Here is a 20,182-nt window from a genome sequence, read left to right on the forward strand (position 1 = left end):
GGCGGCGCGTGGTGGAGTGGGGAGCCATGACGACGCCCCGTACGGCCCGCCTCCTCGCCGCCCTGCACCGCTTCCACGCGGCCCACCCCTGGGACCACAACGCCCACTACCATCCCTGGCTGCTACGGCAGTTGCCGCGCCGCTTCGGCACCGCGCTGGACGTCGGCTGCGGCAGCGGAGAGCTGGCGCGGCTGCTCGCCGGGCGCGCCCGGGAGGTGCACGCCCTCGACTCCGACACCGAAATCCTGGCCCGCGCCCGGGAATCGACGCCCGCCACCGCGCCCGTCGTCTACCGCCTCGCCGACGCCCGCCGCCAACTGCCCGACGGGCCCTACGACGTGATCACCTGCGTCGCCGCGCTGCACCACCTCCCGCTCGCCGAGACCCTCACCCGCCTGAAGGACCGGCTCGCGCCCGGCGGGGCGCTGGTCGTCGTCGGCTGCGCGCGGGCGTCCGGCCCCCTGGACCACGCGCTCGGCCTGGCGGCCGTACCGCTCAACCTGCTCATGGGCTGGGCGAAGAACCGCGGCCGTCCGTCCCCGCGGCGGCCCGCCTCCATGACGGCCCCCACCCGGCCCCCGCGAGAGACCTACGCCGACATCTCCCGCACGGCCCGCCGCGTCCTGCCCGGCACCCGGCCACGCCGCCGCCTGTTCTGGCGCTACACCCTGGTGTGGCGAGCCCCGGCGACGGGAGCGCGGCGCAGTGGGTGACCGGTGGCCGGGGGGGGCGGAGGGGGCGGTGTCCTGGGCGGGTGTCAGTTCGGGGCGCGGGTCAGGGCGGCCCGCAGGTGACCGCCCGATTCCTCCAGCAGGCGGGCGGCGGTGGGGCCGTCGACTCCGGCCAGCAGGGCCAGGATCGCGTGCTTCACCTCGCCGCCGGTCTCCGTGAGGGCCTGGTCGATCTCGGCGTCGCCCGCGCCCGTGGCCAGGGCGACGATCCGGTGCGAGCGGGCCCGGAGCTTGGCGTTGGAGGCGCGCACGTCGACCATCAGGTTCCCGTACGTCTTGCCGAGCCGGATCATCGTGATCGTCGACAGCATGTTCAGCACCAGCTTCTGCGCCGTGCCCGCCTTCAGCCGGGTGGAGCCGGTGATCAGCTCCGGACCCACGACCACCTCGATACGGTGCTCGGCGGCGGCACCGAGCGCGCTGTGCTCGTTGCAGGCCAGGCCGACGGTCAGCGCGCCGGCCGCGCGGGCGTGCTCCACGGCGCCGATGGCGTACGGGGTGCGGCCGGAGGCGGAGACGCCGACCACGCTGTCCTCCGGGGTGATCTTCAGCGCGTCCAGGTCGCGGCGGGCCAGCTCCTCGGAGTCCTCCGCGCCCTCCACTGAGGTGACCATCGCCGCGGGGCCGCCCGCGATCAGCCCCACCACCTGGTCCGGGTCGGTGTTGAAGGTGGGCGGGCACTCGGAGGCGTCCAGCACCCCCAGCCGACCGGCGGTGCCGGCCCCGGCGTAGACGAGCCGGCCGCCGCGGGCCATGCGCTCGGCCACGGCGTCGACGGCGGCGGCGATCCGCGGCAACTGCCCCGCCACGGCGCCGGGCACGCCCGCGTCCTCGCCGTTCATCAGCCGGGCGATCTCCAGGGTGGGCAACTGGTCGATGCCGGCCAGCTCGGGCCGGAAGGCCTCGGTGGTCAGGGAGGCCAGCTGGCTGCGCAGGTCGTGAGAGGTCATGAGGGGGGTGGCTCTCTCCGGTAGGGGGACGTGCTGTCCCTACGGTTTATCGCGAGGCGCTGCGGTGCCGGTGCGCCAGCGCCTCGTAGGACGCGGCCAGGGCCGGCGCCGCCGTCTCGTACGCCCGCTGCGCCACCCCGACGAACAGACAGTCCACCACCAGCAACTGGCTGGTCCGGGAGGACATCGCGGCGGGCCTGAGCTCCGTCTCCCGTGAGGTCGACGTGGTCAGCACGAGGTCGGCGTACTGGGTGACCGGCGAGTCCGGCCGTCCGGTGACGGCCACCGTCGTCGCCCCGTGCTCGAAGGCGACCCGCAGCGGCTCGATGACGTCCCCCGTCGACCCGGAGTGCGTGATCGCGATCGCCACATCACCCGAACGGAGCTGCACGGCGTTGGTCACCGCCAGGTGCGGGTCGCTGTGCGCGTGGGCTATGAGACCTATGCGCAGCAGCTTCTGGGTGAGGTCCTGGGCGACCAGCCCGGACGCCCCCACGCCGTACACATCCGTGCGCCGGGCCGCGACCAGCGCGGTGACGGCCGCGCCGAGCTGCCCGGTGTCGAGCCCGGCGGCCGTGTCGGCGAGGGTCTGCTGCTCCTCGTAGGCCAGCTTGGCCACGACGTCGTCCAGGGAGTCGTCCACCGCGATGTCCGTGGTGATCGCGGGCGCGCGGCCGGACTGCTGCTGGGCGGCGAGTCCGGCGAGCGCGAGCCGCAGGTCCCGGTAGCCGGGGTAGCCCAGCAGCCGGGCGGTGCGCACGACGGTGGCCTCGCTGGTGCCGGTCAGTTCGGCGAGGCCGGTGACCGTCAGGGCGGCGCAGCCGGCCGGGTCGTTCGCGACGGCCTCGGCGACCCGCTGCATGGACCGGGTCATGGAGGGGGCGAGCGTGCGCACCTTCGCGGCGAGCGAGCCGCCCGGACTGCCGAAAATTTCCTTCACGTCCTGGGTCACGTAGTGAAAGATATTTTCGGTTCGGTGTCCCGGTCAAGAGTGCGCACAATGGGGTGCATGGACCCCATCAGCCCTCTGGAACAGGCGTTGCACGCGGCCCGCGCCCTGGTACTCGCGGACCTGGTCGCGCGCGATGTCGCGGAGGCGGACGTGGTGTCCCTGGTCGAGGAGTCCATCGCCCAGCGGCGCTGGTGGGTCGAGCAGTGGCCGGACGGCGCCGCCTTCGTCGCCGGACTGGTCGCCCAGGACGTGCAGGACGCGCTGCTGGAGCGGTACGGCCGCTGGCCGCTGTGCCCGGTGTGCGGCTCCGGCGACCCGCACGCGCTGGACGTGGAACCGGAACTGGGCCCCGACCCGCACTGGGTGTGCCACAAGGCGGGCGTGAGGGTCGCGTCGGTGGGCTCGCTCGGCACGGCCGCCGGCGGAACGGTCTCGTCGTGACCCTCTACGTCGACCCGCCCGACTGGCCCGGCCACGGCCGCATGTGGTCGCACCTGGTCAGCGACGTGTCGTACGACGAACTGCACGCCTTCGCCGCCCGGTTGAGCCTGCCGCGGCGGGCCTTCGACGGCGATCACTACGACCTCCCGGCGAACCGGTACGCGGACGCGGTGGCCGCCGGCGCGGTGGAGGTCGGCAGCCGGGACGTGGTCCGGCTGCTGCGGGAGTCGGGCCTGCGCCGCCCCAAGGGACTGCGGCCGCGCCGCGGTTAGGCGCCGGAGCCGCACCGTTCAGGCGCGGCGCAGATACAGTCCGAGCCCGGTCCCCATGTCGTGTTCGTCGCGGGCCGTCCGTTCCTCCTCCACGGTCGCCGGGGTGAAGCCGGCGCGCTCCGCGACGTGCCGGGAGGCGGTGTTGCCGTGCTCGATGGTCAGCAGCGCGAGGTCGACGTCCTCGCGGGCCAGCGCCCACTCGGTCAGCGCGCGCAGCGCCTCCGTCGCGTAGCCCTGGCCGCGGGCCTCCTCGACGAGGTCGTAGCCGATCTCCACCCGGCCCTCCTCGTCCGGGGCGCCGTGGAAGCCGATACCGCCGAGCGCGCGGCCGTCCTCGTGCCGGACGAGGACGAAGACCCCGAACTCCGGGCGGTGCACGCCCGCTTCGTACGCCTTCACCAGATAGCCGGCGGCCTCCCGGGTGCCCGCGTACGGCTCGCCGCCGAGCCAGTCGAAGCCGCCGTCGCCGCCGAGGCGCAGATCGTGGGCGGCGGCCGGGCGGAGACCGGTCAGGGTGATCCGCTCGGCGGGGATGACCAGATTGTTGCGCCAGCGCCACTCGGTGACCGGGGCGCGGCCGGACAGCTCGCCGCGGCCGGTGGCCCACAGCAGGGTCGGCCAGGGCGCGGTGCCCGGCTGGACGTGCGGGAACAGCCAGGTCAGGACGGACTCGGCGAGGTCCGCGGGAGGCTCGTAGGGCAGGCCGAGGCCCTGGGTCATGTCATGGGTGTGCAGCAGTGTCTCGGCGATGCCCATGGCCGCGAAGCCCTCGCGGTCGGCGCTGCCGAACGGATAGGAGTGGTAGGCGCGCGCCCCGGGCGGAGCGGTGCGCACGACCGCCGCCAGCAGGCCGCCGGTCGCCTCGATGATCTGGAGCAGGTCCGCGTTGCCGGTGCCCTCGTCGGGCTTCAGCTCGTAGGGGACGTAGGCGTCCTGGGCGCGGGCGGCCAGGTTGGAGGCGTAGGCGACGAGGTCGTCGGCGAGGTGTACGGCGGTGGTGTGGCAGTCCCACTCCAGCCGCCCGGCCGTGACGGCCGTCCAGTCGCGGTCCACCGCCGGGCGCAGGGCCGCGAGGCAGCCCGCGACGGCCTCGGTCACGTCATCGCCGTTTATCGTTCGCATGGCCGCACCCTAGGCGGCCGTTCCGCTCAGGTCGACAGCATTTCCAGCTCGGCGGCGAGGTTGTGGCGGGCGGCCGCCTCCCAGTGGTCACGGCCGTACGGGGTGCTGAACAGCGCCGGCAGGGCGAGGAGTTGGCGCAGGACCGCCGAACGTCCGGTGCGGAAGGCGTCGTTCGGGACGAAGTGGTACTCCTCGCGGATCCGGGCGGTGTAGGCGGAGTACGCCGACGGGGGCGCGGCCAGGATCGCGAGGTCGGCGTCGCACAGCACCTGGCCGTCGCGGTCGTCGCCGGCCGGATCGTGGCCGACGGTGAGCCGGACCAGGCGGGCCACCTCGGCGGTCTTCGGCTCCGGCAGGCCGGCCTCCGGCAGGGCGCGCTCGGCCAGCCGCGCGGACCGCTCCTCGTTCTCGGACCGCTCGGGGAGGTAGACGGCGTCGTGGAACCAGGCGGCGAGCCGGACCACGTCCGGATCGGCGGCGTAGCCCTCCAGGACGTCGACGTGGTCGAGTACGGCGGTGAGGTGCGCCACGGTGTGGTAGCGGCGCTGCGGCTCCTGCCAGCGGGCCAGCAGGTTGTCGGCGTACGGGGCGGGGTCGGGGCCGCCGCCGGGGGCGCGGGCTGCCTTGAGGGCGCGGGCGAAGCGGAGACGCAGGGCGTCGAGGTCGGCCATGACTCCCATTGTTCCGCGCCGGGCCCCGCGGGTACGCCCCGGTTCTTACGGCTGGCGCTCGGGGACCGGCATACTCTTCAATTGGACTAGACCTGTAGTCGCCCGACGAATGCCGATGAATGGGGTGCCATGAGCAAGCGTGCAGTCCTGGAGGTGATCGCCCTCGACGTCGAGGACGCCGTCGCCGCCCAGGCCGGAGGCGCGGACCGGCTGGAGCTGGTCACCGAGATGGCGGCCGACGGGCTCACCCCCGCGCCCGCCACCGTCGCCGCGATCCGCGCCGCCGTCGACATCGACCTGCGCGTGATGCTCCGCGCCGCGGACGGGTTCGCGGCCGGGGACGTGGAGCGGCTGACCGGCCTGGCCGGCGAGCTGCGGGAGGCCGGCGCGGACCAGTTCGTGCTCGGTTTCCTCACCGAGGACGGCGGCGCCGACCTGGCCGCCGTGGAACGGGTCGTGGACGCGCTCGACGGCTGCCCGTGGACCTTCCACCGGGCGATCGACCGGGCCGCCGACCGCGACGCCCTGCGCAGGCAGCTCGCCGGCCTGCCCGGCCTGGACACCTACCTCACCGCGGGCGCCGCCTCCGGCGTGGACGACGGCCTGCCCACCCTGCTCGCCGAGGCCGCGCGTAGCGGCGGCCCCGGCTACGAACAGCAGATCATGGTCGGCGGCGGCCTGCGCCTGGACCACGTGTCCCGGCTCCGCGAGGGCGGGATCGAGGCGTTCCACATCGGCGGCGCGGCCCGCCCGGCCGGCTGGCGGGGACCGGTCTCGGCGGACGTGGTCGCCCGCTGGCGCACCGCGCTGGACGCGGACGCCGGCTAGTTCCGCACCGGGTGCAGGCACAGCGGCGTCACGCCGTCCGCGCTGTACTGGAGGTGGGCGTAGTAGTCGCCGTCCGCGCAGTACCCGTTGTGCTGGTCGGTGATCAGGTACTGGGCGTCCGGGGAGTCACAGGGCACGTTCCTGAGGTCCTGGTGGGGCCACTCCCGGTCGTTGTGCGCGCACGCCCCGACCGACAGCGGCTCGGTGTTCCTCCGGGGCTGGAAGCGCACCCCGGACGGCTCCTCCGAGCCGCCGGCCGCGATCAGGACCGGCACGGCGACCGCCAGCGCGGCCAGGACGGCGAGCGGGAGCAGCCCGGCCGGCCGCCGCAGCAGCGGGCGGCCCGGGTCCAGCGGCGGGCGCCAGACGGCCGTGACCGGCGCCGGCAGCCGCCGGATCCGGGCCAGCGCACCGAGGTTGAGCAGCAGGACGACCGGCGTGACGACCAGCGACAGCACCCCCCACCAGCCGCGCACCAGGGTGTCCCGCTGCGTCTGCCGGAACACGGCCAGCGCGCACGGACGGCACAGCGTCCCGCGCCGCCGCGTGAACCGCATCACCACCACCATGCCCTGGTGCCCGCGCACCGTCACCGGCGCGGCGGGCAGCGCCCCGCACACCTCGCATCCCGGCCCGGAGACGGGCGGGTACGGCGCGCCGGGCTGCGGGTACGGGTGGGCGGGATACGGCGGGTGCGGATACGGCGTGCTCAACGGGGGCCTCTCCAGGGGGACATGCCGGAACGGCTCAGCACCCTACTCGGCGAGCTGCGCGGGCAGCGGCGCCGCGTGGGTCACGATCAGGCCCGACACCGCCCGGGTCAGCGCCACGTACAGCCGCCGCAGGCCGGTGCGTTCGTCCGGCTCGCCGTCCACCACGGCCTGCGGCTCGTCCAGGACCACGTAGTCGTACTCCAGACCCTTGGCGAGCGAGGCCGGGACGAGGGTCAGCCGGGTCTCACGGGTGGTCTCCTCACCGGGCGCCAGGCAGGAGATCCCGGCCGCCTCCAGGGCCTCGGCCAGTACCGAGATCCGGGCGTCGGCGGCGATCAGGCCCGTCGAGCCCTCGTTGCGCAGCAACCGCGCGCAGGCGTCGACCACATCGTCCGCCCCGGTGACCGCACGGACCTCGAAGAACCCGGGGTTCTCGCGGACCGAGGCGACCGGGGCGAGGCCGGGCGCGATGTGCGGCAGCAGCCGGGAGGCGTACGCGATGACGTCCGTCGGCACGCGGAAACCGGCCGTCAGCTCCTCCACCGCCCCTTCCGGCTTGCCGAGGTGCTCCAGCGCCTCCGTCCAGCCGCGGGTCGCCCAGGGAGTCGTGCCCTGCGCCAGGTCGCCCAGCACGGTGGCGCTGCCGGTGGTGCAGCGGCGGCCCACGGCCCGGTACTGCATCGGGGACAGGTCCTGCGCCTCGTCCAGCACGACGTGGCCCAGCGAGTGGGTGCGCCGGATCAGGTCGGCCGCCTCGTCGATCAGCACGGCGTCCGCCGCCGACCACTTGGCCGACCTCACGCTCCGCGCCGGCCTCGCCCACAGGATCGTCTTCTGCTCGTCCTCGTCCAGGATCCCGGCGGCGTGCTCGGCGAGGAACTCCGCGTCCGACAGCAGCCGCAGCACCAGTTTCGCCGGGTCCACGGCCGGCCAGATCGCCTTCACCGCCGCCTTCACCGCGCTGTTGCGGGCCACCGCGTCCTGCACCCGGTCGTCCGGGGCCTCCCCGGCCTGCTCCATCCGCACCAGCACCGCGTGCGCGATCCGCTGCGGCAGCGCCTCCCGGGCCGCGCCGTAGCGGATGTCCCGGGCCAGCAACTCGCCGACGATCTCCTGCAGTTCGTACGCCGGCACCCGCCAGCGCCGCGAGCCGCGCACGACCACCACCGGCTCGGTCGGCGACGTCACGTGCGCGTACAGGGCCCGTCGCAGCACCTCGGCCATCCGGGCGTCGCCCTTGACGATCGCGGCGGCGGCCTCGTCCGCGGCGCCCACCTCCACATGCGCGACCAGGTCGTCCACCGTGGCCTGCCGCACGGACAGCTCGCCGAGCGCGGGCAGCACCTGCTCGATGTAGTGCAGGAAGGACCGGTTCGGCCCGATGACCAGGGTGCCGGTGCGGGCCAGCCGCTCCCGGTGGGCGTACAGCAGATACGCCACCCGGTGCAGGCCGACGGCCGTCTTCCCGGTGCCCGGGCCGCCCTGCACACAGACCGTGCCGGACAGCCCGGACCGGACGATCTCGTCCTGCTCCGGCTGGATGGTGGCGACGATGTCCCGCATCGGGCCCACGCGCGGCCGCTCGATCTCCCGCTGGAGCAGCTTGCTGGTGGTGGCGGCCTCCGCCGGGTCGGACAGGTGCTCGTCCTCGTACGCGGTCAGCTCGCCGCCGGTGTAGCCGAAGCGCCGGCGCAGGCCGATGTCCATGGGGTTCTTCTTGGACGCCCGGTAGAACGGCTGCGACACCGGGGCGCGCCAGTCGATGACCATGGGGTCGCCGTCGGCGTCGTGCACATGCCGCCGCCCGATGTAGAACCGCTCGCCCCGCGCCCCCTCCGCCTGCTCGGCGCCCGGCGCGCGCAGGTAGTCCAGGCGCCCGAAGAACAGCGGGGTGTCGCTGAGGTCGGCCAGCGCCTTGATGCGGTCGTCGATCTGGCGGGCGAGGACCTCGGCGTTGACCCAGTTCGCGGTGACGTCGCGGATGTCGAGCGCCTCCACGTCCTCGCGCATGGCGCGCAGGGCGGTACGGGACGCGGCGAGGTGGGCGCGCTCGCGGGCCAGCGGGTCGTCGTGCGGGTCGTGGGCGGGCGTGGACAAGGGGGTGCCTCCGGTGGGCCTGCTGCGTGGGCGTGGCTACGACGATGCCGTCCGGTTTCCGGCCGGACGACGGCTCTCCGAGAGGGAGGCGGGCAAGGGCGGAGATTTTAGGGGAGGGGCAGGGGCGGAGGCCAATGGTTTTCCGTCCTCCACCCGGAGGTGGACGCGTGGCGTTCCGGGATTGGCTCCGCGGAGCGATGCGGACGACGGGGCCGGAGTTCCACCATGGAGACATGAGCGCAGCAGTCATCCACCCGGCCCCCGCCCGGCCCCCGTCGGGCGCCACGGCCCTCGACGGCATCCACCGTCACCCGCTGGGCAACGCCCTCCGCGCGGTGAAGGTGTTCCTGGAGACGGCCTTCAGCGTCGTCCTCCTCGGTGAGTACGGCGAGGAGGCGAGCATAAGCCGCAAATAGCAACATAGGGTCGCGTCCGTGTGCAAACGGACGGTGATGCCCCGCCTGCCCCTCCCACCTGCCCTGCTCCTCCTCGCCCTCTCCCTCGCCTCGTTCGCCACGCTGTGCGCCCTGCGCGGCGCACCCATGGCCGACCTCCTCGTCTACCGCGCGGAGGGCGCGGCCGTGGCCCACGGCGCCGACCTGTACGGCTTCACCGTCACCGAGTGGCGGCTCCCCGCGACCTACCCGCCCTTCGCGGCGATCCTGTTCGTCCCGGCGGCCTGGCTGTCCGTACCCGTCCTGAAGGCGGCGTTCCTCGCGGGCAACGTGCTCCTGCTCGCGGCCCTCGTCGTCCTGTCCGCCCGCCTGGCCCGGCGCACCCCGGCCCCGCCCCTGGTCTGCGCCGCCACCGCCCTCGCCCTCTGGCTCGAACCGGTCTTCCAGACGCTGCTGTTCGGCCAGGTGAACCTGGCTGTCGCCTGCCTGACCCTGTGGGACCTGACCCGGCCCCCGGGCGCCCGGTGGGCGGGAGCGGCCCTCGGGATCGCGGCCGGGATCAAGCTCACCCCGGCCGTTTTCCTGGCCTGGCTGCTCTTGCGCGGCCGGGTCCGGGAGGCCGCGACGGCTCTCGCGGCCTTCGCAGGGACGGTCGCGCTCGGCGCCGTCCTGCTGCCCTCGGCGACCGTCTCCTTCTGGGGCCGGCAGCTGTGGCAGACCGGCCGGATCGGCAAGGCGTGGATCGTGGACAACCAGTCCCTCCAGGGACTGATCGCGCGGCTGCTCGGCGATCCCGCGCCCGGTCCCGGCTGGGTGCTGCCGGCGGCGGTCACCGGCGCCGCGGGCCTGTGGCTGGCGGCCCGCGCCCGCCACGACCGGCACGGCATCCTGCTCACCGGGTTCACGGCCCTGCTGGTCTGCCCGATCAGCTGGTCCCACCACTGGGTGTGGTGCGTGCCGCTGCTCGCGGTGCTGCTCGGCGACGGCCACCGCCGGGCGGCGGCCGTCACCGCGGCGGTCTTCACCGCCCGCACCCTGTGGCTCGTCCCGCACGCGGGCGACCGGGACCTGCACCTGCCGTGGTGGCAGCAGCCGGCGGCGTCGCCGTACCCGCTGCTGGCACTCGTCCTGCTGGCGTGGGCGGCGGCAGCGCGCCGCCGCCCACGTCAGGCCGCGCCCTCCGCCAGGATCTCGTCGGCGTCCACGATCCGGTAGGCGTAGCCCTGCTCTGCCAGGAACCGCTGCCGGTGCGCGGCGAAGTCCTGGTCGATGGTGTCGCGGGCGACCACCGAGTAGAAGTGCGCCTGGTGGCCGTCGGCCTTGGGACGCAGCACCCGGCCGAGCCGCTGGGCCTCCTCCTGCCGGGAGCCGAAGGTCCCGGACACCTGGATGGCGACCGTGGCCTCCGGCAGGTCGATGGAGAAGTTCGCGACCTTCGACACCACCAGCACGCTGATCTCGCCCTGACGGAAGGCGTCGAAGAGCTTCTCCCGCTGGGCGTTGGAGGTCTCCCCCTTGATGACAGGAGCGTTCAGATGCTCACCCAGCTCGTCCAGCTGGTCGATGTACTGGCCGATGACCAGGATCTGCTGGCCCGCGAACCGGCGGACGATCGCCTCGGTGACCTTCCGCTTGGTCGCGGTGGTCGCGCAGAAGCGGTACTTCTCCTCCGCCTCGGCCGTCGCGTACGCCAGCCGCTCGGAGTCCGTCAGGTTCACCCGGACCTCGACACAGTCGGCGGGGGCGATGTAGCCCTGCGCCTCGATCTCCTTCCACGGCGCGTCGAACCGCTTGGGCCCGATGAGCGAGAACACGTCCGACTCCCGGCCGTCCTCGCGCACCAGGGTGGCCGTCAGCCCCAGCCGGCGGCGCGCCTGGAGGTCGGCGGTGAACTTGAAGACCGGCGCGGGCAGCAGATGCACCTCGTCGTAGAGGATCAGCCCCCAGTCCCGGGAGTCGAACAGCTCCAGGTGCGGATAGACGCCCTTCCGCCTGGTCGTCAGCACCTGGTAGGTGGCGATGGTGACCGGCCGGATCTCCTTCTTGGTGCCGCTGTACTCGCCGATCTCCTCCTCGGTCAGCGACGTCCGCTTCACCAGCTCGTGCTTCCACTGCCGGGCGGAGACGGTGTTGGTGACGAGGATCAGCGTGGTCGACTTCGCCTGCGCCATCGCGCCGGCGCCGACCAGTGTCTTACCGGCGCCGCAGGGCAGCACGACGACGCCGCTGCCGCCGTGCCAGAAGTTCTCCACGGCCTGCTTCTGGTAGGGGCGCAGCGCCCAGCCGTCCTCCAGCAGCTCGATCGGGTGCGCCTCGCCGTCCACGTACCCGGCGAGGTCCTCGGCCGGCCAGCCCAGCTTCAGCAGCATCTGCTTGATCTGGCCCCGCTCCGAGGGGTGCACGGCGACCGTGTCCGGGTCGATCCGGGTGCCGACCAGCGGGGCGACCCGCTTGGACTTCAGCACCTCCTCCAGCACCGGCCGGTCGGTGGTGGTCAGGACGAGTCCGTGCGCGGGGTGCTTGCTGAGGGTGAGCCGGCCGTAGCGGTCCATCGTCTCGGCGATGTCGACGAGCAGCGCGTGCGGCACCGGGTAGCGGCTGTACTGCACCAGGGCGTCCACGACCTGCTCGGCGTCGTGCCCGGCGGCGCGCGCGTTCCACAGGCCGAGCGGGGTGACCCGGTAGGTGTGGATGTGCTCGGGCGCCCGCTCCAGCTCGGCGAAGGGCGCGATGGCCCGCCGGCAGTCGTCGGCCCGCTCGTGGTCGACTTCCAGCAGCAGGGTCTTGTCGGACTGGACGATCAGTGGACCATTCACGCGCGGCACACCCTTTCCACAACGGCCAAACGTCCAGTGTGCCTCATCGAGCGGTTTGTCCGGAGGGCCCGCGGCCGTGCAACCCCGCCCCGGGTCCGCGGGTCTACACCCGCGACGGGGATCGAGGGGAGGGCGCGGGATGACGGCGGTCAGATGGGCAACCGGCGCGGGGGCCGTGGTGGTGCTGGTGGGCACCGGCTTCTGGGCCATGCGGCCGGGACAGGCCGACAGCCGGCTGTGGGAGGAGATCCGGCCGGTGATCGAGGCCCGCCTCGCGGCGGAGCAGCGGGGCACCGGGTACGGCGAGGAGGTGCCCGCGCTGGACGCGCACTGGTTCTGCCGGGCCGAGCCGGTCGGCGTGGAGCGGCACGGGGACGAGGTGCGGGCGGGCGTCGACACGCTGTGCGTCGAGTACGGGCTGCGCGACGGCCGGCTGGTGGCGTGCGGCGGCGGGCACGTCCCGCGGGTCCTGCGGCTGGCCCGGGCCGCCGACGGCCGCTACCGCGTGGTCTCCCACGAGCAGGCACCCGACGGCGCGGGCAACGCGAGCTGGACCACGTCCCGCTTCGGCCGCCTCGGCACCGCCGCCCTGCGCGACGAGATGTCGTCCGCTCCTCTGGAGAACGCGGCCCGCGCCCGCTACGGCCTGCGCAAGGACGCGCCGGTCGGGGACTGCTGAGGTGGCGGGCCGGGCGCGTCGTCGGTGGGGTCCGGGTCAGTCGTCCGCCAGCTCCGCGACGCCCGTGATCCGGTGCAGGGGGTAGGTGCGGATCTCGTCCGCCGTGTGGTCGTAGGCCGTGACGAAGCCGCCTTCCACGCGGACCGGGGAGATGACGCGCTGGCTGGCGGCGCCCTCGGCGTTCACGTAGCCGATCCACAGCGAGTCGCCGGTGAGGACGGCGGCCTGCATGGTGGCCAGGGTCTCGGCCGAGGAGGTGCGGGGCAGCTCGCCGCCCGCCAGCGGCTCGCCGACGGGCTTGCGCGGTGTCGTGGCGGCCAGGTCACCGGCCCGGATCGCGCGGATCGCCGCCGTGAGCAGCGTGGCGTCGGGCGGCGGCGGACCGTCCGGTACCGGCTCGGGCGCGGTGCGCGGCGGGGTGCGGTGGGCGTGGGCCCGGGTGATCAGCACATCGCCCTCGGCGGACTCGGCGGCGGGCGCGTACCCCATCGCGCGCAGCCCCTCCAGCAGCGTCGCCGGGTCGGTCTGCGCCGCCAGCACGGTCGGCGCGAGGCGGCGCAGGCGCAGGGCGGCGGCGCGCTTGTCGACGAGGATCTCGTTCAGCAGGGCGTCGTCGTCGCAGCGGACGTACGCCGAGGCCGCGCCGACCCGCAGGTGGCCGTGCCTGCGGGCCACGTCGTCGATGAGGTAGGCGAGCGGCTGGGGGACCGGGGTGCGGGAGTGCTCGGCGAGGAAGGCGTGCAGGTCGGCGGCGGCCCGGCCGGCGTCCAGGGCCCGGCGGACGGATGCCGGGGTGAACCGGTACACGGTCGCGCCGCCCTTGGACTCCACGTCCGCGAGCACGCCCAGCATGTCCGCGAGCGGGCGCCGCAGCGGGCCGGGGGCGACCGCCGTCAGGTCGGCCTGGAGCAGTACGTGGTCCAGGGGCTCGGGCAGCAGCGGCGCGAGCAGCCGCGCGGCGGCGGCTCCCGCGACGGCCTGCTCGGGCCCGGAGAGCGGCACGAGCCGGTCGGTGGCGACGCGGTGGCGGTGCACGGGGAGCTTGTCCCCGGGGCCGTCGGAGGCGGAGTGACCGGATACGGCGGCACCGGACGCGGTCGCGCCGGACTGCGGTGCGTCACCGGAGTGCGCCGCGGTGCCGGGCCGCCCGGCACCGGTCGTACCGGCCCCGGTCCCGGCAGCGTCGCTCTCCACGCCCCCGGCCCGCGACCCGGCCGCATCCGCTCCCGGCTCCCCACCGGCCGGGGAGCCCCTCCCCGGTGCCCCGGTCGTCGCCGTGCCGGAGTCTCCTGGCGCGGGTGCCCCGAGCAGCGCGCGGCCGTGGGCCGACAGGGCGCCCCGGCCGGTCAGGCCCAGCAGTTCGGTCTCCGACAGCGTCCAGCGGGCCAGCCGGGACCGCAGGTCCTCCTCGCCGTCCCGCTGGGCGCCCCGCAGCGGGCGCTCCCAGCGCAGCCGGGCCAGCACCGACCCGGCGTCCGGGGCCGCGCCCGGACCCAGCCCGGCCAGCAGGGACAGCACCCGGTGCCGTACCTCGGGCGCGGCGGACCGGTCGAGCCCCGGGCCGAGCGCCGACAGCGTCCGGTCCTTGGCGTCCCGGCCGCCGACCAGCCCCGGCGTCCGGGTGGCGGCCAGCCACGCCTGGGCGAGCCGGACCCAGCGCTCGGCCGGCGGCTGCTCCAGCCACTCGTCGTAGGCGGGGGTGGCGGCGTACCGCTCGTCGGCCTCGCCGTCGGAGGCGATCAGTCCGGCCGCGTACGCCAGTTCCACCCAGAAGGCGGCGACCGGTTCGGAGACGTCCAGGGCCACGGCCGTCCGCTTCAGGTCACGGACGCTCAGCCCGCCCGCCCGCAGCACGGCCGGGCCGCCCTCGTCCCAGTCCTTCAGCAGCTCTTCCACGGTGGCCAGCGCGGTGTACGCCTGTCCGGCCGCGGTGGCGTCCACCACCTGCGGGGCGTGCGTGGCGGCCGGCACCACGGCGGGCGGCAGCGGCTCGGGGGACCGGTGCGCGCGGCCCTGCCGCAGATGCAGCGCGACCTCGCGCGGGAGCACGACCGTGCCGGGTGCGGTGGGCAGCAGCAGGCCCCGGTCCAGCAGCCAGCGCAAGTGCGCCGCGGGTTCCGCCGTGACCTGCCCGTACGGCGGCCCCCACACCAGCCGGGCCAGCACCTCGCGGGCGGCCTCCGGGGCCTGGCCGAGCAGCCTGGCCAGCTTCTTGCGATGGGTGAACAGCGCGGTCAGCGCGGTCACGGCGGACACCGAGTCGTGCGTGGACGGCAGCCCGGCCGTCGTCACGATCTCCTGGATCCGTCCCGGCGACATGCCGGAGGTGGCCTCCCGCACGGTCGGCCCGAGCCCGGTCGGCGACGGGTGCTGCGGCGAGGGCGCCAGCACCTCGCGGGCGGTGCGCACCAGCCGCAGCCGGTCGTCCCCGCCCCACACCAGCGCCTGTTCGCGCAGGGTGCCCAGGGCCCGCGGCAGCGCGCCGGCCACGGCCGGATCGCCCGCGTCCCCGGCCATCAGCCCGAGCAGGGTGGCGTACGACGCCGGGTCCGGGGCCACGGCCAGTGCCTCGGCCGTCTGCAGCGCGAACCGGTCCATCCGCTCCAGGGCGCGCAGCACCGAGGCGCGGGTGCCGGCACGCGTGGCGAGCTGGGTGAGATCGCCGGGCACGGGGGTGACGAGGTCCGGGCGGCTGCGCAGCAGCGCGGCGAGAGAGGAGTCGTCCCGTGCGCGGAGTGCCTCCGCGAGGGACCGAGGGGCTGAGTGGGCCTCGGGGCTCATCCGGTCAACGGTAGCGGACAACCCCTGTGCCGAGGGCATCCGGCGAGAAGCGGTAGCGTCCCTCCCGGAGTTTCAGTCGGCGCACCCCGGAGGGGTTCCGTGGGGATCGAGAGCGACCAGGTCGTCTACGAGTATCTGAGCCGCGTCGGTGACATCGCCCAGCAGCGGCAGCTGCCGTCGGCGACGCGGATGCGGCTGGTGTCGGAGCTGCGCAACGAGATCGACCGGCACCGGGCGAAGGCCACGGTGGACTCGCCCGCCGCCGTCCGCCGCATCCTCGACCGCCTGGGCAGCCCGGACGAGGTGGTCACGGCGGCGGACGCCACCGGCGGTGCCCCGCAGCCGCCCGCCGCCGCCGTCCCCGCGCAGCCCTCCGCCGAGGAGCGTCCGGCGCGGCGGGAGCGGCCGAAGGCGCCGCGCCGGGCCGTACCGCGCCCGCGCCCCGCCGAGCCCCGGCCGTCCGCCGCGCCGGACGCCCCGGCCCCGCCGCACCTCGCCCCCGCGCACGAACTCGGGGACGGCGCGGCGCCGCCCGACTGGTGGCGCGTACGCGGCCCGCAGGCGGACGCCGACCCGGTGCCGGGCTTCGTCGGCGGCGTGGAGATCCCGGACCTGCTCAAGCGCCCCCCGCGGGAGGCCGACCCGGCCCCCACCGAGGCCGAGGCCGAGCCGGAGGCCCCGGCTCCCGCCGAGCCGGCGCCCGCCCCGCGCCGCCGGCTGCGCGGACTGCTCCCGGCCCGCGGCAAGGCCGCCCCGGCCGCCGCTCCCGCCCGCGGCCCGCTGTCCGGCTGGTCCAATCCCCTCCTGCTGCTGGCCGCCGCCGCGCTGGTCGCCGGCGCCGTCCTCGGCAACTGGTTCGCGCTGCTCGCCGGCTGGGCCGTCGCCTACGGCTCCCGGCGGCTGACCCCCGCGGAGACCAAGTGGGCCGTCATGGTCCTGCCCGGGGCGGCGGTCGCGGCCGGCCTGCTCTGGATCTGGGGCCGCGCCGACGGCCGCTGGGGCACCCCGGTCCCCCAGGACGGCATGAGCGACGCGATCGGCGAGACCTGGCCCTGGGTCGTCCGGGGCGCGGCGGTCGCCTCGGCGCTGTACCTGGTGTGGCGCTCACAGCGGAAGAGGTAGCGCCACCGGCCGGGCCGCCGGGCCGGCCCCCGCCCGGCCCCTCCTGCCGGCCGCACCCGGCAGAATGTCCCCCATGGCCTCCACCTTGACCGTCGGTTTCGACCTGGACATGACCCTCATCGACTCCCGTCCGGGCATCCGCGCGTGCTACCGCGCCCTGGCGGAGCGAACCGGCACGTTCATCGACGCCGATCTCGCCGTGACCCGGCTCGGCCCGCCGCTCGTGGAGGAGCTGGCCCACTGGTTCCCGCCCGCGCGGGTGCCCGAGGTGGCCGATCTGTACCGGGAGATGTACCCCTCCATAGCCATCGCCGCGTCGCCCGCGATGGCCGGCGCCCGGGAGGCGGTCGACGCGGTGCGCGCGGCCGGCGGACGGACGATGGTGGTGACGGCGAAGTACGAGCCGAACGCCAAGCTGCACCTGAGCCACCTCGGCATCGAGCCGGACGTGGTCGTCGGCGACCTGTGGGCCGAGCAGAAGGCGGAGGCACTGCGCGAGCACGGCGCGTCCGTGTACGTCGGCGATCACGTCGGAGACGTCCGCGGGGCGCGCGCCGCGGGTGCGTTTTCGGTCGCCGTCGCGACCGGACCGTGCCCGGCCGAGGAGCTGGGCGCGGCCGGCGCGGACGTCGTGCTGACCGATCTGTCCGCCTTCCCGGCGTGGCTGGACGGCTACCGCGAGGCGCCCGGCGCGGCCTCCCGCGACTGACGCCGGCCGGCGGCCGCCGACCGCAGCACACCGGCACCGGCCATGAGGAATCCGACGGCCATGAGCATGCTCAGACCGAACATGTAGGTCGGAAAAGGCTTCGCCCCGAGGAACAGCGGGGCCACCGTGACGAGGGTGGCCACGGCCCCGAGGAAGAAGACGACGGCACCGGCGCGGATCAGTCGGTCACCGGGCGCGGCGGAATTCGGTTGGGTTTTGTCACGCACCGGACCAGGGTAGTTCCCTGCGCGAGAGAACAGCCGGGGGACGTCTTGTCACCGGCCCGAAGACCATTAGCCTTGGTATCGGCGGGTCGTGGTCGACCCGCTCTAGTGCTATCCAGAGCAGTTTCCGAAGTAGTTTTCCAACGAGTACGAGGACGAGGACAGACGTGCCTACCGGCAAGGTCAAGTGGTTCAACAGCGAGAAGGGCTTCGGCTTTCTCTCCCGCGACGACGGCGGTGACGTCTTCGTCCATTCCTCGGTTCTCCCCGCCGGAGTCGACTCCCTCAAGCCGGGACAGCGCGTGGAGTTCGGGGTCGTCGCCGGTCAGCGCGGCGACCAGGCGCTGTCGGTGATCGTGCTCGACCCGACGCCGTCGGTCGCCGCCGCCCAGCGCAAGAAGCCGGACGAGCTGGCGTCGATCGTGCAGGATTTGACGACCCTTCTCGAGAACATCACGCCGATGCTGGAGAAGGGCCGTTACCCGGAGAAGGCTTCCGGCAAGAAGATCGCGGGTCTGCTCCGCGCGGTCGCCGACCAACTGGACGTCTGAGCCGGCCCGGACATCCGACCGGTCCTGGACTTCCGGAATCTCAGGGGAAGTCCAGGGCCTTCGGTCCGAGGGGCGGCAGCAGTCCCTCGGCCGCCGCGCGGGTGAGCAGCCCGCGCACCGCCGCGTAGCCGTCCTCGCCGAGGTCGGCCGTGAACTCGTTGACGTACAGCCCGATGTGCTGGTCGGCGACGGCCGGGTCCATCTCCTGGGCGTGCGCCATGACGTACGGCCGGGAGGCCTCGGGGTCGTCCCAGGCCATGCGCACGGACGTACGGATGGACTCGGCCAGCCGGGTGAGCGTGTCCGCGCCCAGCGAGCGCCGCGCGATGATCGCGCCCAGCGGGATCGGCAGCCCGGTGGTCCGCTCCCAGTGCTCGCCCATGTCGGCGAGCTTGTGCAGCCCGTAGTTCCGATAGGTGAACCGGGCCTCGTGGATGACCAGACCGGCGTCCACCTTGCCGTCCCGCACGGCCGGCATGATCTCGTGGAACGGCATGACCACGATCTCGCCGACCCCGCCGGGCAGGGTGTCCGCCGCCCACAGCCGGAACAGCAGATAGGCGGTCGACCTCTCGCTGGGCACCGCGACCGTACGGCCGCCGATGTCGGCCCCCGCCTCGCGGGCCAGCACCAGCGGCCCGCAGCCCCGTCCCAGCGCGCCGCCGCACGGCAGCAGCGCGTACTCGTCGAGGACGTACGGCAGTACGGCGTACGACACCTTCAGCACGTCCAGCTCACCGCGCTCGGCCATGCCGTTGGTGCGGTCGATGTCGGCGAACGTCACGTCCAGCGCGGGCGCGCCGGGCACCCGGCCGTGGGCCAGGGCGTCGAAGACGAAGGTGTCGTTCGGGCAGGGGGAGTACGCGATCGGCAGGGACCGCTGCTGCTCACTGGTGGTCATGGGGGTTCCAACTCTCCAAAGCGGGCGCGAGCTTCCCGAAGCCCTCGGTGAGGGCGGCGAGCGCGTCGCCGATGCGCCAGGCGGCCCGGTCCCGAGGCCCGACCGGGTTGGAGACGGCGCGGATCTCCAGCACGGGCACGTCGTGCGCGGCGGCGGCCTCCGCCACCCCGAACCCCTCCATGCCCTCGGCGAGCGCGCCGGGGTGGCGGGCCCGCAGGGCGGCGGCGCGGGCGGCGGTGCCGGTCACCGTGGAGACGGTCAGGACCGTCCCGGTACGGGCGCCGAGGGCCTCGGCGGCGACTCGTACGGCTGATTCCGGCGGGCGGTGGGTGACGGTTCCGAAGCCGAGTTCGGTGACCGGGAGGAAGCCGTCGGCGGTCTCGGCGCCCAGGTCGGCCGCGGTGATCGCGTCGGCGACGACGAGCGAGCCGAGCGGCGCCCCGGGCTGGAAGCCGCCGCCGATCCCGGCCGAGACGACCAGGCCGTAGGGCCGGCCGGCCAGCGCGGCGGCGGTCAGCGCGGCGGCGGTGGAGGCGGCGGCGAGCGCCGGTCCGACACCGGCGGCGAGCAGGTCCCAGCCCGCGTCGGTACGGCACAGGACCGCGCCGGGCAGCCGGACCTCCCGGGCCGGCGCGGGCAGCGCCCTCGCCACCGCGTCCCGCTCGGCGGGGACCGCGGTGGCGACGAGGACCGGGACGGCAGGCGTGGTCAGTCCTTGTGCTGCTTCAGCTTGAAGGACCACATGCCCTTGTTCTCCTTCTCGCCCACCTGGATCGCGAGCGTGTTGGTCTCGCCCTGCGTGCCGTACTGGGCGCTGAAGAAGGCGTTGCTCGGGAGCGTGCGGTACGTCTTCTTGCTGAGGTCGGTGAACTGGCGGCCGTTGACCAGCACGATCCAGCCCTCGTCGGCGAGCTTCGGGTCGACGCCGATGCGGACGGTGTCGTCCTGGCCGACCTCGATCGACTTCACGTCGTCGGAGTTCTTGACACAGTCCTTCAGCGAGTCGGCGGTGAGCTTGTCGCCGTCGTTGTAGCAAAGGGCCTCGGAGCTGACCGAGTTCCCGCCGACGGTGATCGTCGCGACGGGAGTCGGCTTGTCACAGGCCGACAGGACGAGCAGTCCGGCGGAAACGGCGCCGGCAACGGCGACGGCGCGGCGGCGTCGCACAGCGGATTGCAGCGTGGTCATGGCCGAAGGCTATCGGGCGCCCGGAGCCACCCGCCCACG

22 protein-coding genes are annotated in these 20,182 nt (G+C 74.6%); 10 read left to right on the forward strand and 12 right to left on the reverse strand.

From position 1 onward, the window contains the following. Positions 1 to 26: 26 nt before the first annotated feature. Positions 27 to 713, forward strand: coding sequence for a class I SAM-dependent methyltransferase (locus tag SCK26_RS20765; protein ID WP_318202800.1), 687 nt, complete (start codon positions 27 to 29; stop codon positions 711 to 713). Positions 714 to 757: 44 nt separating this feature from the next. On the opposite strand, the gene murQ is transcribed toward SCK26_RS20765, so the two are convergent. Beyond that, entirely contained in the window at positions 758 to 1,681 is a 924-nt protein-coding gene (gene murQ / locus SCK26_RS20770) for an N-acetylmuramic acid 6-phosphate etherase (protein ID WP_318202801.1), read from the reverse strand. 46 nt (positions 1,682 to 1,727) lie between these two features. Then, a complete protein-coding gene (locus SCK26_RS20775) occupies positions 1,728 to 2,633 on the reverse strand; it encodes a MurR/RpiR family transcriptional regulator (protein WP_318202802.1) in 906 nt (301 codons plus the stop codon). Positions 2,634 to 2,690: 57 nt separating this feature from the next. On the opposite strand from SCK26_RS20775, the gene SCK26_RS20780 reads away from it, so the two are divergent. Further along, on the forward strand, positions 2,691 to 3,074 hold the full coding sequence (locus tag SCK26_RS20780; RefSeq protein WP_318202803.1) for a hypothetical protein: 384 nt from the start codon (positions 2,691 to 2,693) through the stop codon (positions 3,072 to 3,074). Next, complete coding sequence (locus SCK26_RS20785) at positions 3,071 to 3,346, forward strand: DUF4031 domain-containing protein (protein WP_318202804.1); 276 nt, start codon at positions 3,071 to 3,073, stop codon at positions 3,344 to 3,346. Before SCK26_RS20780 ends, SCK26_RS20785 begins: the two co-directional genes overlap by 4 nt. 18 nt (positions 3,347 to 3,364) lie before the next feature. Here SCK26_RS20785 and SCK26_RS20790 read toward each other — a convergent pair whose 3' ends face one another. Beyond that, positions 3,365 to 4,468, reverse strand: coding sequence for a GNAT family N-acetyltransferase (locus tag SCK26_RS20790; protein WP_318202805.1), 1,104 nt, complete (start codon positions 4,466 to 4,468; stop codon positions 3,365 to 3,367). Positions 4,469 to 4,494: 26 nt separating this feature from the next. Further along, the gene (locus SCK26_RS20795; RefSeq protein ID WP_318202806.1) at positions 4,495 to 5,139 is read right to left on the reverse strand and encodes a hypothetical protein; all 645 of its coding nucleotides are present in this window, start codon (positions 5,137 to 5,139) and stop codon (positions 4,495 to 4,497) included. Between the two features lie 129 nt (positions 5,140 to 5,268). Between SCK26_RS20795 and SCK26_RS20800 the strand changes: the two genes are divergently transcribed. Then, positions 5,269 to 5,967: a copper homeostasis protein CutC gene (locus tag SCK26_RS20800; RefSeq protein ID WP_318202807.1), complete on the forward strand. Its 699-nt coding sequence runs from the start codon at positions 5,269 to 5,271 to the stop codon at positions 5,965 to 5,967. On the opposite strand, the gene SCK26_RS20805 is transcribed toward SCK26_RS20800, so the two are convergent. Together SCK26_RS20805 and SCK26_RS20810 are read right to left on the reverse strand one after the other, a co-directional pair. After that, positions 5,964 to 6,680 carry a hypothetical protein gene (locus tag SCK26_RS20805; protein WP_318202808.1) on the reverse strand — a complete coding sequence of 239 codons (717 nt, stop codon included), beginning with the start codon at positions 6,678 to 6,680 and terminating at the stop codon, positions 5,964 to 5,966. The two genes, SCK26_RS20800 and SCK26_RS20805, sit on opposite strands and share 4 nt — an antisense overlap. A 42-nt stretch (positions 6,681 to 6,722) precedes the next feature. Beyond that, positions 6,723 to 8,777, reverse strand: coding sequence for a HelD family protein (locus SCK26_RS20810; protein ID WP_318202809.1), 2,055 nt, complete (start codon positions 8,775 to 8,777; stop codon positions 6,723 to 6,725). A gap of 233 nt (positions 8,778 to 9,010) precedes the next feature. Between SCK26_RS20810 and SCK26_RS20815 the strand changes: the two genes are divergently transcribed. Both SCK26_RS20815 and SCK26_RS20820 read left to right on the forward strand, forming a co-directional pair. Then, positions 9,011 to 9,193, forward strand: a complete 183-nt coding sequence (locus SCK26_RS20815) for a hypothetical protein (protein ID WP_318202810.1) — start codon at positions 9,011 to 9,013, stop codon at positions 9,191 to 9,193. Between the two features lie 18 nt (positions 9,194 to 9,211). Further along, the gene (locus SCK26_RS20820) at positions 9,212 to 10,387 is read left to right on the forward strand and encodes a glycosyltransferase 87 family protein (RefSeq protein WP_412080766.1); all 1,176 of its coding nucleotides are present in this window, start codon (positions 9,212 to 9,214) and stop codon (positions 10,385 to 10,387) included. Here SCK26_RS20820 and SCK26_RS20825 read toward each other — a convergent pair. Beyond that, positions 10,339 to 11,988, reverse strand: coding sequence for a DNA repair helicase XPB (locus SCK26_RS20825; protein WP_318202811.1), 1,650 nt, complete (start codon positions 11,986 to 11,988; stop codon positions 10,339 to 10,341). The genes SCK26_RS20820 and SCK26_RS20825 overlap by 49 nt on opposite strands. 139 nt (positions 11,989 to 12,127) lie before the next feature. Between SCK26_RS20825 and SCK26_RS20830 the strand changes: the two genes are divergently transcribed. Then, complete coding sequence (locus SCK26_RS20830) at positions 12,128 to 12,667, forward strand: hypothetical protein (RefSeq protein WP_318202812.1); 540 nt, start codon at positions 12,128 to 12,130, stop codon at positions 12,665 to 12,667. A gap of 36 nt (positions 12,668 to 12,703) precedes the next feature. Here the strand turns inward: SCK26_RS20830 and SCK26_RS20835 are convergent, their stop codons facing one another. After that, on the reverse strand, positions 12,704 to 15,448 hold the full coding sequence (locus SCK26_RS20835; protein ID WP_318202813.1) for a helicase-associated domain-containing protein: 2,745 nt from the start codon (positions 15,446 to 15,448) through the stop codon (positions 12,704 to 12,706). 99 nt (positions 15,449 to 15,547) lie between these two features. Between SCK26_RS20835 and SCK26_RS20840 the strand changes: the two genes are divergently transcribed. Beyond that, complete coding sequence (locus tag SCK26_RS20840) at positions 15,548 to 16,570, forward strand: hypothetical protein (protein WP_318202814.1); 1,023 nt, start codon at positions 15,548 to 15,550, stop codon at positions 16,568 to 16,570. 64 nt (positions 16,571 to 16,634) lie between these two features. Next, positions 16,635 to 17,279, forward strand: a complete 645-nt coding sequence (locus SCK26_RS20845; RefSeq protein ID WP_318202815.1) for an HAD family hydrolase — start codon at positions 16,635 to 16,637, stop codon at positions 17,277 to 17,279. On the opposite strand, the gene SCK26_RS20850 is transcribed toward SCK26_RS20845, so the two are convergent. Continuing rightward, entirely contained in the window at positions 17,243 to 17,506 is a 264-nt protein-coding gene (locus tag SCK26_RS20850; RefSeq protein ID WP_318202816.1) for a hypothetical protein, read from the reverse strand. The genes SCK26_RS20845 and SCK26_RS20850 overlap by 37 nt on opposite strands. A 164-nt stretch (positions 17,507 to 17,670) precedes the next feature. Here SCK26_RS20850 and SCK26_RS20855 point away from each other — a divergent pair, with 164 nt between their 5' ends. Further along, entirely contained in the window at positions 17,671 to 18,054 is a 384-nt protein-coding gene (locus tag SCK26_RS20855; RefSeq protein ID WP_318202817.1) for a cold-shock protein, read from the forward strand. Positions 18,055 to 18,094: 40 nt separating this feature from the next. Here SCK26_RS20855 and SCK26_RS20860 read toward each other — a convergent pair whose 3' ends face one another. Genes SCK26_RS20860 through SCK26_RS20870 form a run of 3 tightly spaced genes read right to left on the reverse strand, consistent with a single transcriptional unit; the run spans position 18,095 to position 20,143 of the window. Then, positions 18,095 to 18,955, reverse strand: a complete 861-nt coding sequence (locus SCK26_RS20860; RefSeq protein WP_318202818.1) for a 1,4-dihydroxy-6-naphthoate synthase — start codon at positions 18,953 to 18,955, stop codon at positions 18,095 to 18,097. After that, positions 18,942 to 19,697 (reverse strand): futalosine hydrolase, encoded by a 756-nt coding sequence (locus SCK26_RS20865; protein WP_318202819.1) that lies wholly within the window; start codon positions 19,695 to 19,697, stop codon positions 18,942 to 18,944. The genes SCK26_RS20860 and SCK26_RS20865 overlap by 14 nt, the downstream gene beginning before the upstream one ends. Then, positions 19,664 to 20,143: a DUF2771 domain-containing protein gene (locus SCK26_RS20870; protein ID WP_318202820.1), complete on the reverse strand. Its 480-nt coding sequence runs from the start codon at positions 20,141 to 20,143 to the stop codon at positions 19,664 to 19,666. Before SCK26_RS20870 ends, SCK26_RS20865 begins: the two co-directional genes overlap by 34 nt. Between the last annotated feature and the right edge of the window lie 39 nt (positions 20,144 to 20,182).

It is taken from the genome of Streptomyces sp. SCL15-4 (assembly GCF_033366695.1).
Lineage (GTDB): Bacteria > Actinomycetota > Actinomycetes > Streptomycetales > Streptomycetaceae > Streptomyces.

Coding starts and splice junctions, on each gene's coding strand:
- SCK26_RS20765 (WP_318202800.1), top strand. CDS start 27: ATGACGACGCCCCGTACGGCCCGCCTCCTCGCCGCCCTGCACCGCTTC.
- murQ (WP_318202801.1), bottom strand. CDS start 1,681: ATGACCTCTCACGACCTGCGCAGCCAGCTGGCCTCCCTGACCACCGAG.
- SCK26_RS20780 (WP_318202803.1), top strand. CDS start 2,691: ATGGACCCCATCAGCCCTCTGGAACAGGCGTTGCACGCGGCCCGCGCC.
- SCK26_RS20790 (WP_318202805.1), bottom strand. CDS start 4,468: ATGCGAACGATAAACGGCGATGACGTGACCGAGGCCGTCGCGGGCTGC.
- SCK26_RS20795 (WP_318202806.1), bottom strand. CDS start 5,139: ATGGCCGACCTCGACGCCCTGCGTCTCCGCTTCGCCCGCGCCCTCAAG.
- SCK26_RS20800 (WP_318202807.1), top strand. CDS start 5,269: ATGAGCAAGCGTGCAGTCCTGGAGGTGATCGCCCTCGACGTCGAGGAC.
- SCK26_RS20815 (WP_318202810.1), top strand. CDS start 9,011: ATGAGCGCAGCAGTCATCCACCCGGCCCCCGCCCGGCCCCCGTCGGGC.
- SCK26_RS20830 (WP_318202812.1), top strand. CDS start 12,128: ATGACGGCGGTCAGATGGGCAACCGGCGCGGGGGCCGTGGTGGTGCTG.
- SCK26_RS20835 (WP_318202813.1), bottom strand. CDS start 15,448: ATGAGCCCCGAGGCCCACTCAGCCCCTCGGTCCCTCGCGGAGGCACTC.
- SCK26_RS20845 (WP_318202815.1), top strand. CDS start 16,635: ATGTCCCCCATGGCCTCCACCTTGACCGTCGGTTTCGACCTGGACATG.
- SCK26_RS20860 (WP_318202818.1), bottom strand. CDS start 18,955: ATGACCACCAGTGAGCAGCAGCGGTCCCTGCCGATCGCGTACTCCCCC.
- SCK26_RS20870 (WP_318202820.1), bottom strand. CDS start 20,143: ATGACCACGCTGCAATCCGCTGTGCGACGCCGCCGCGCCGTCGCCGTT.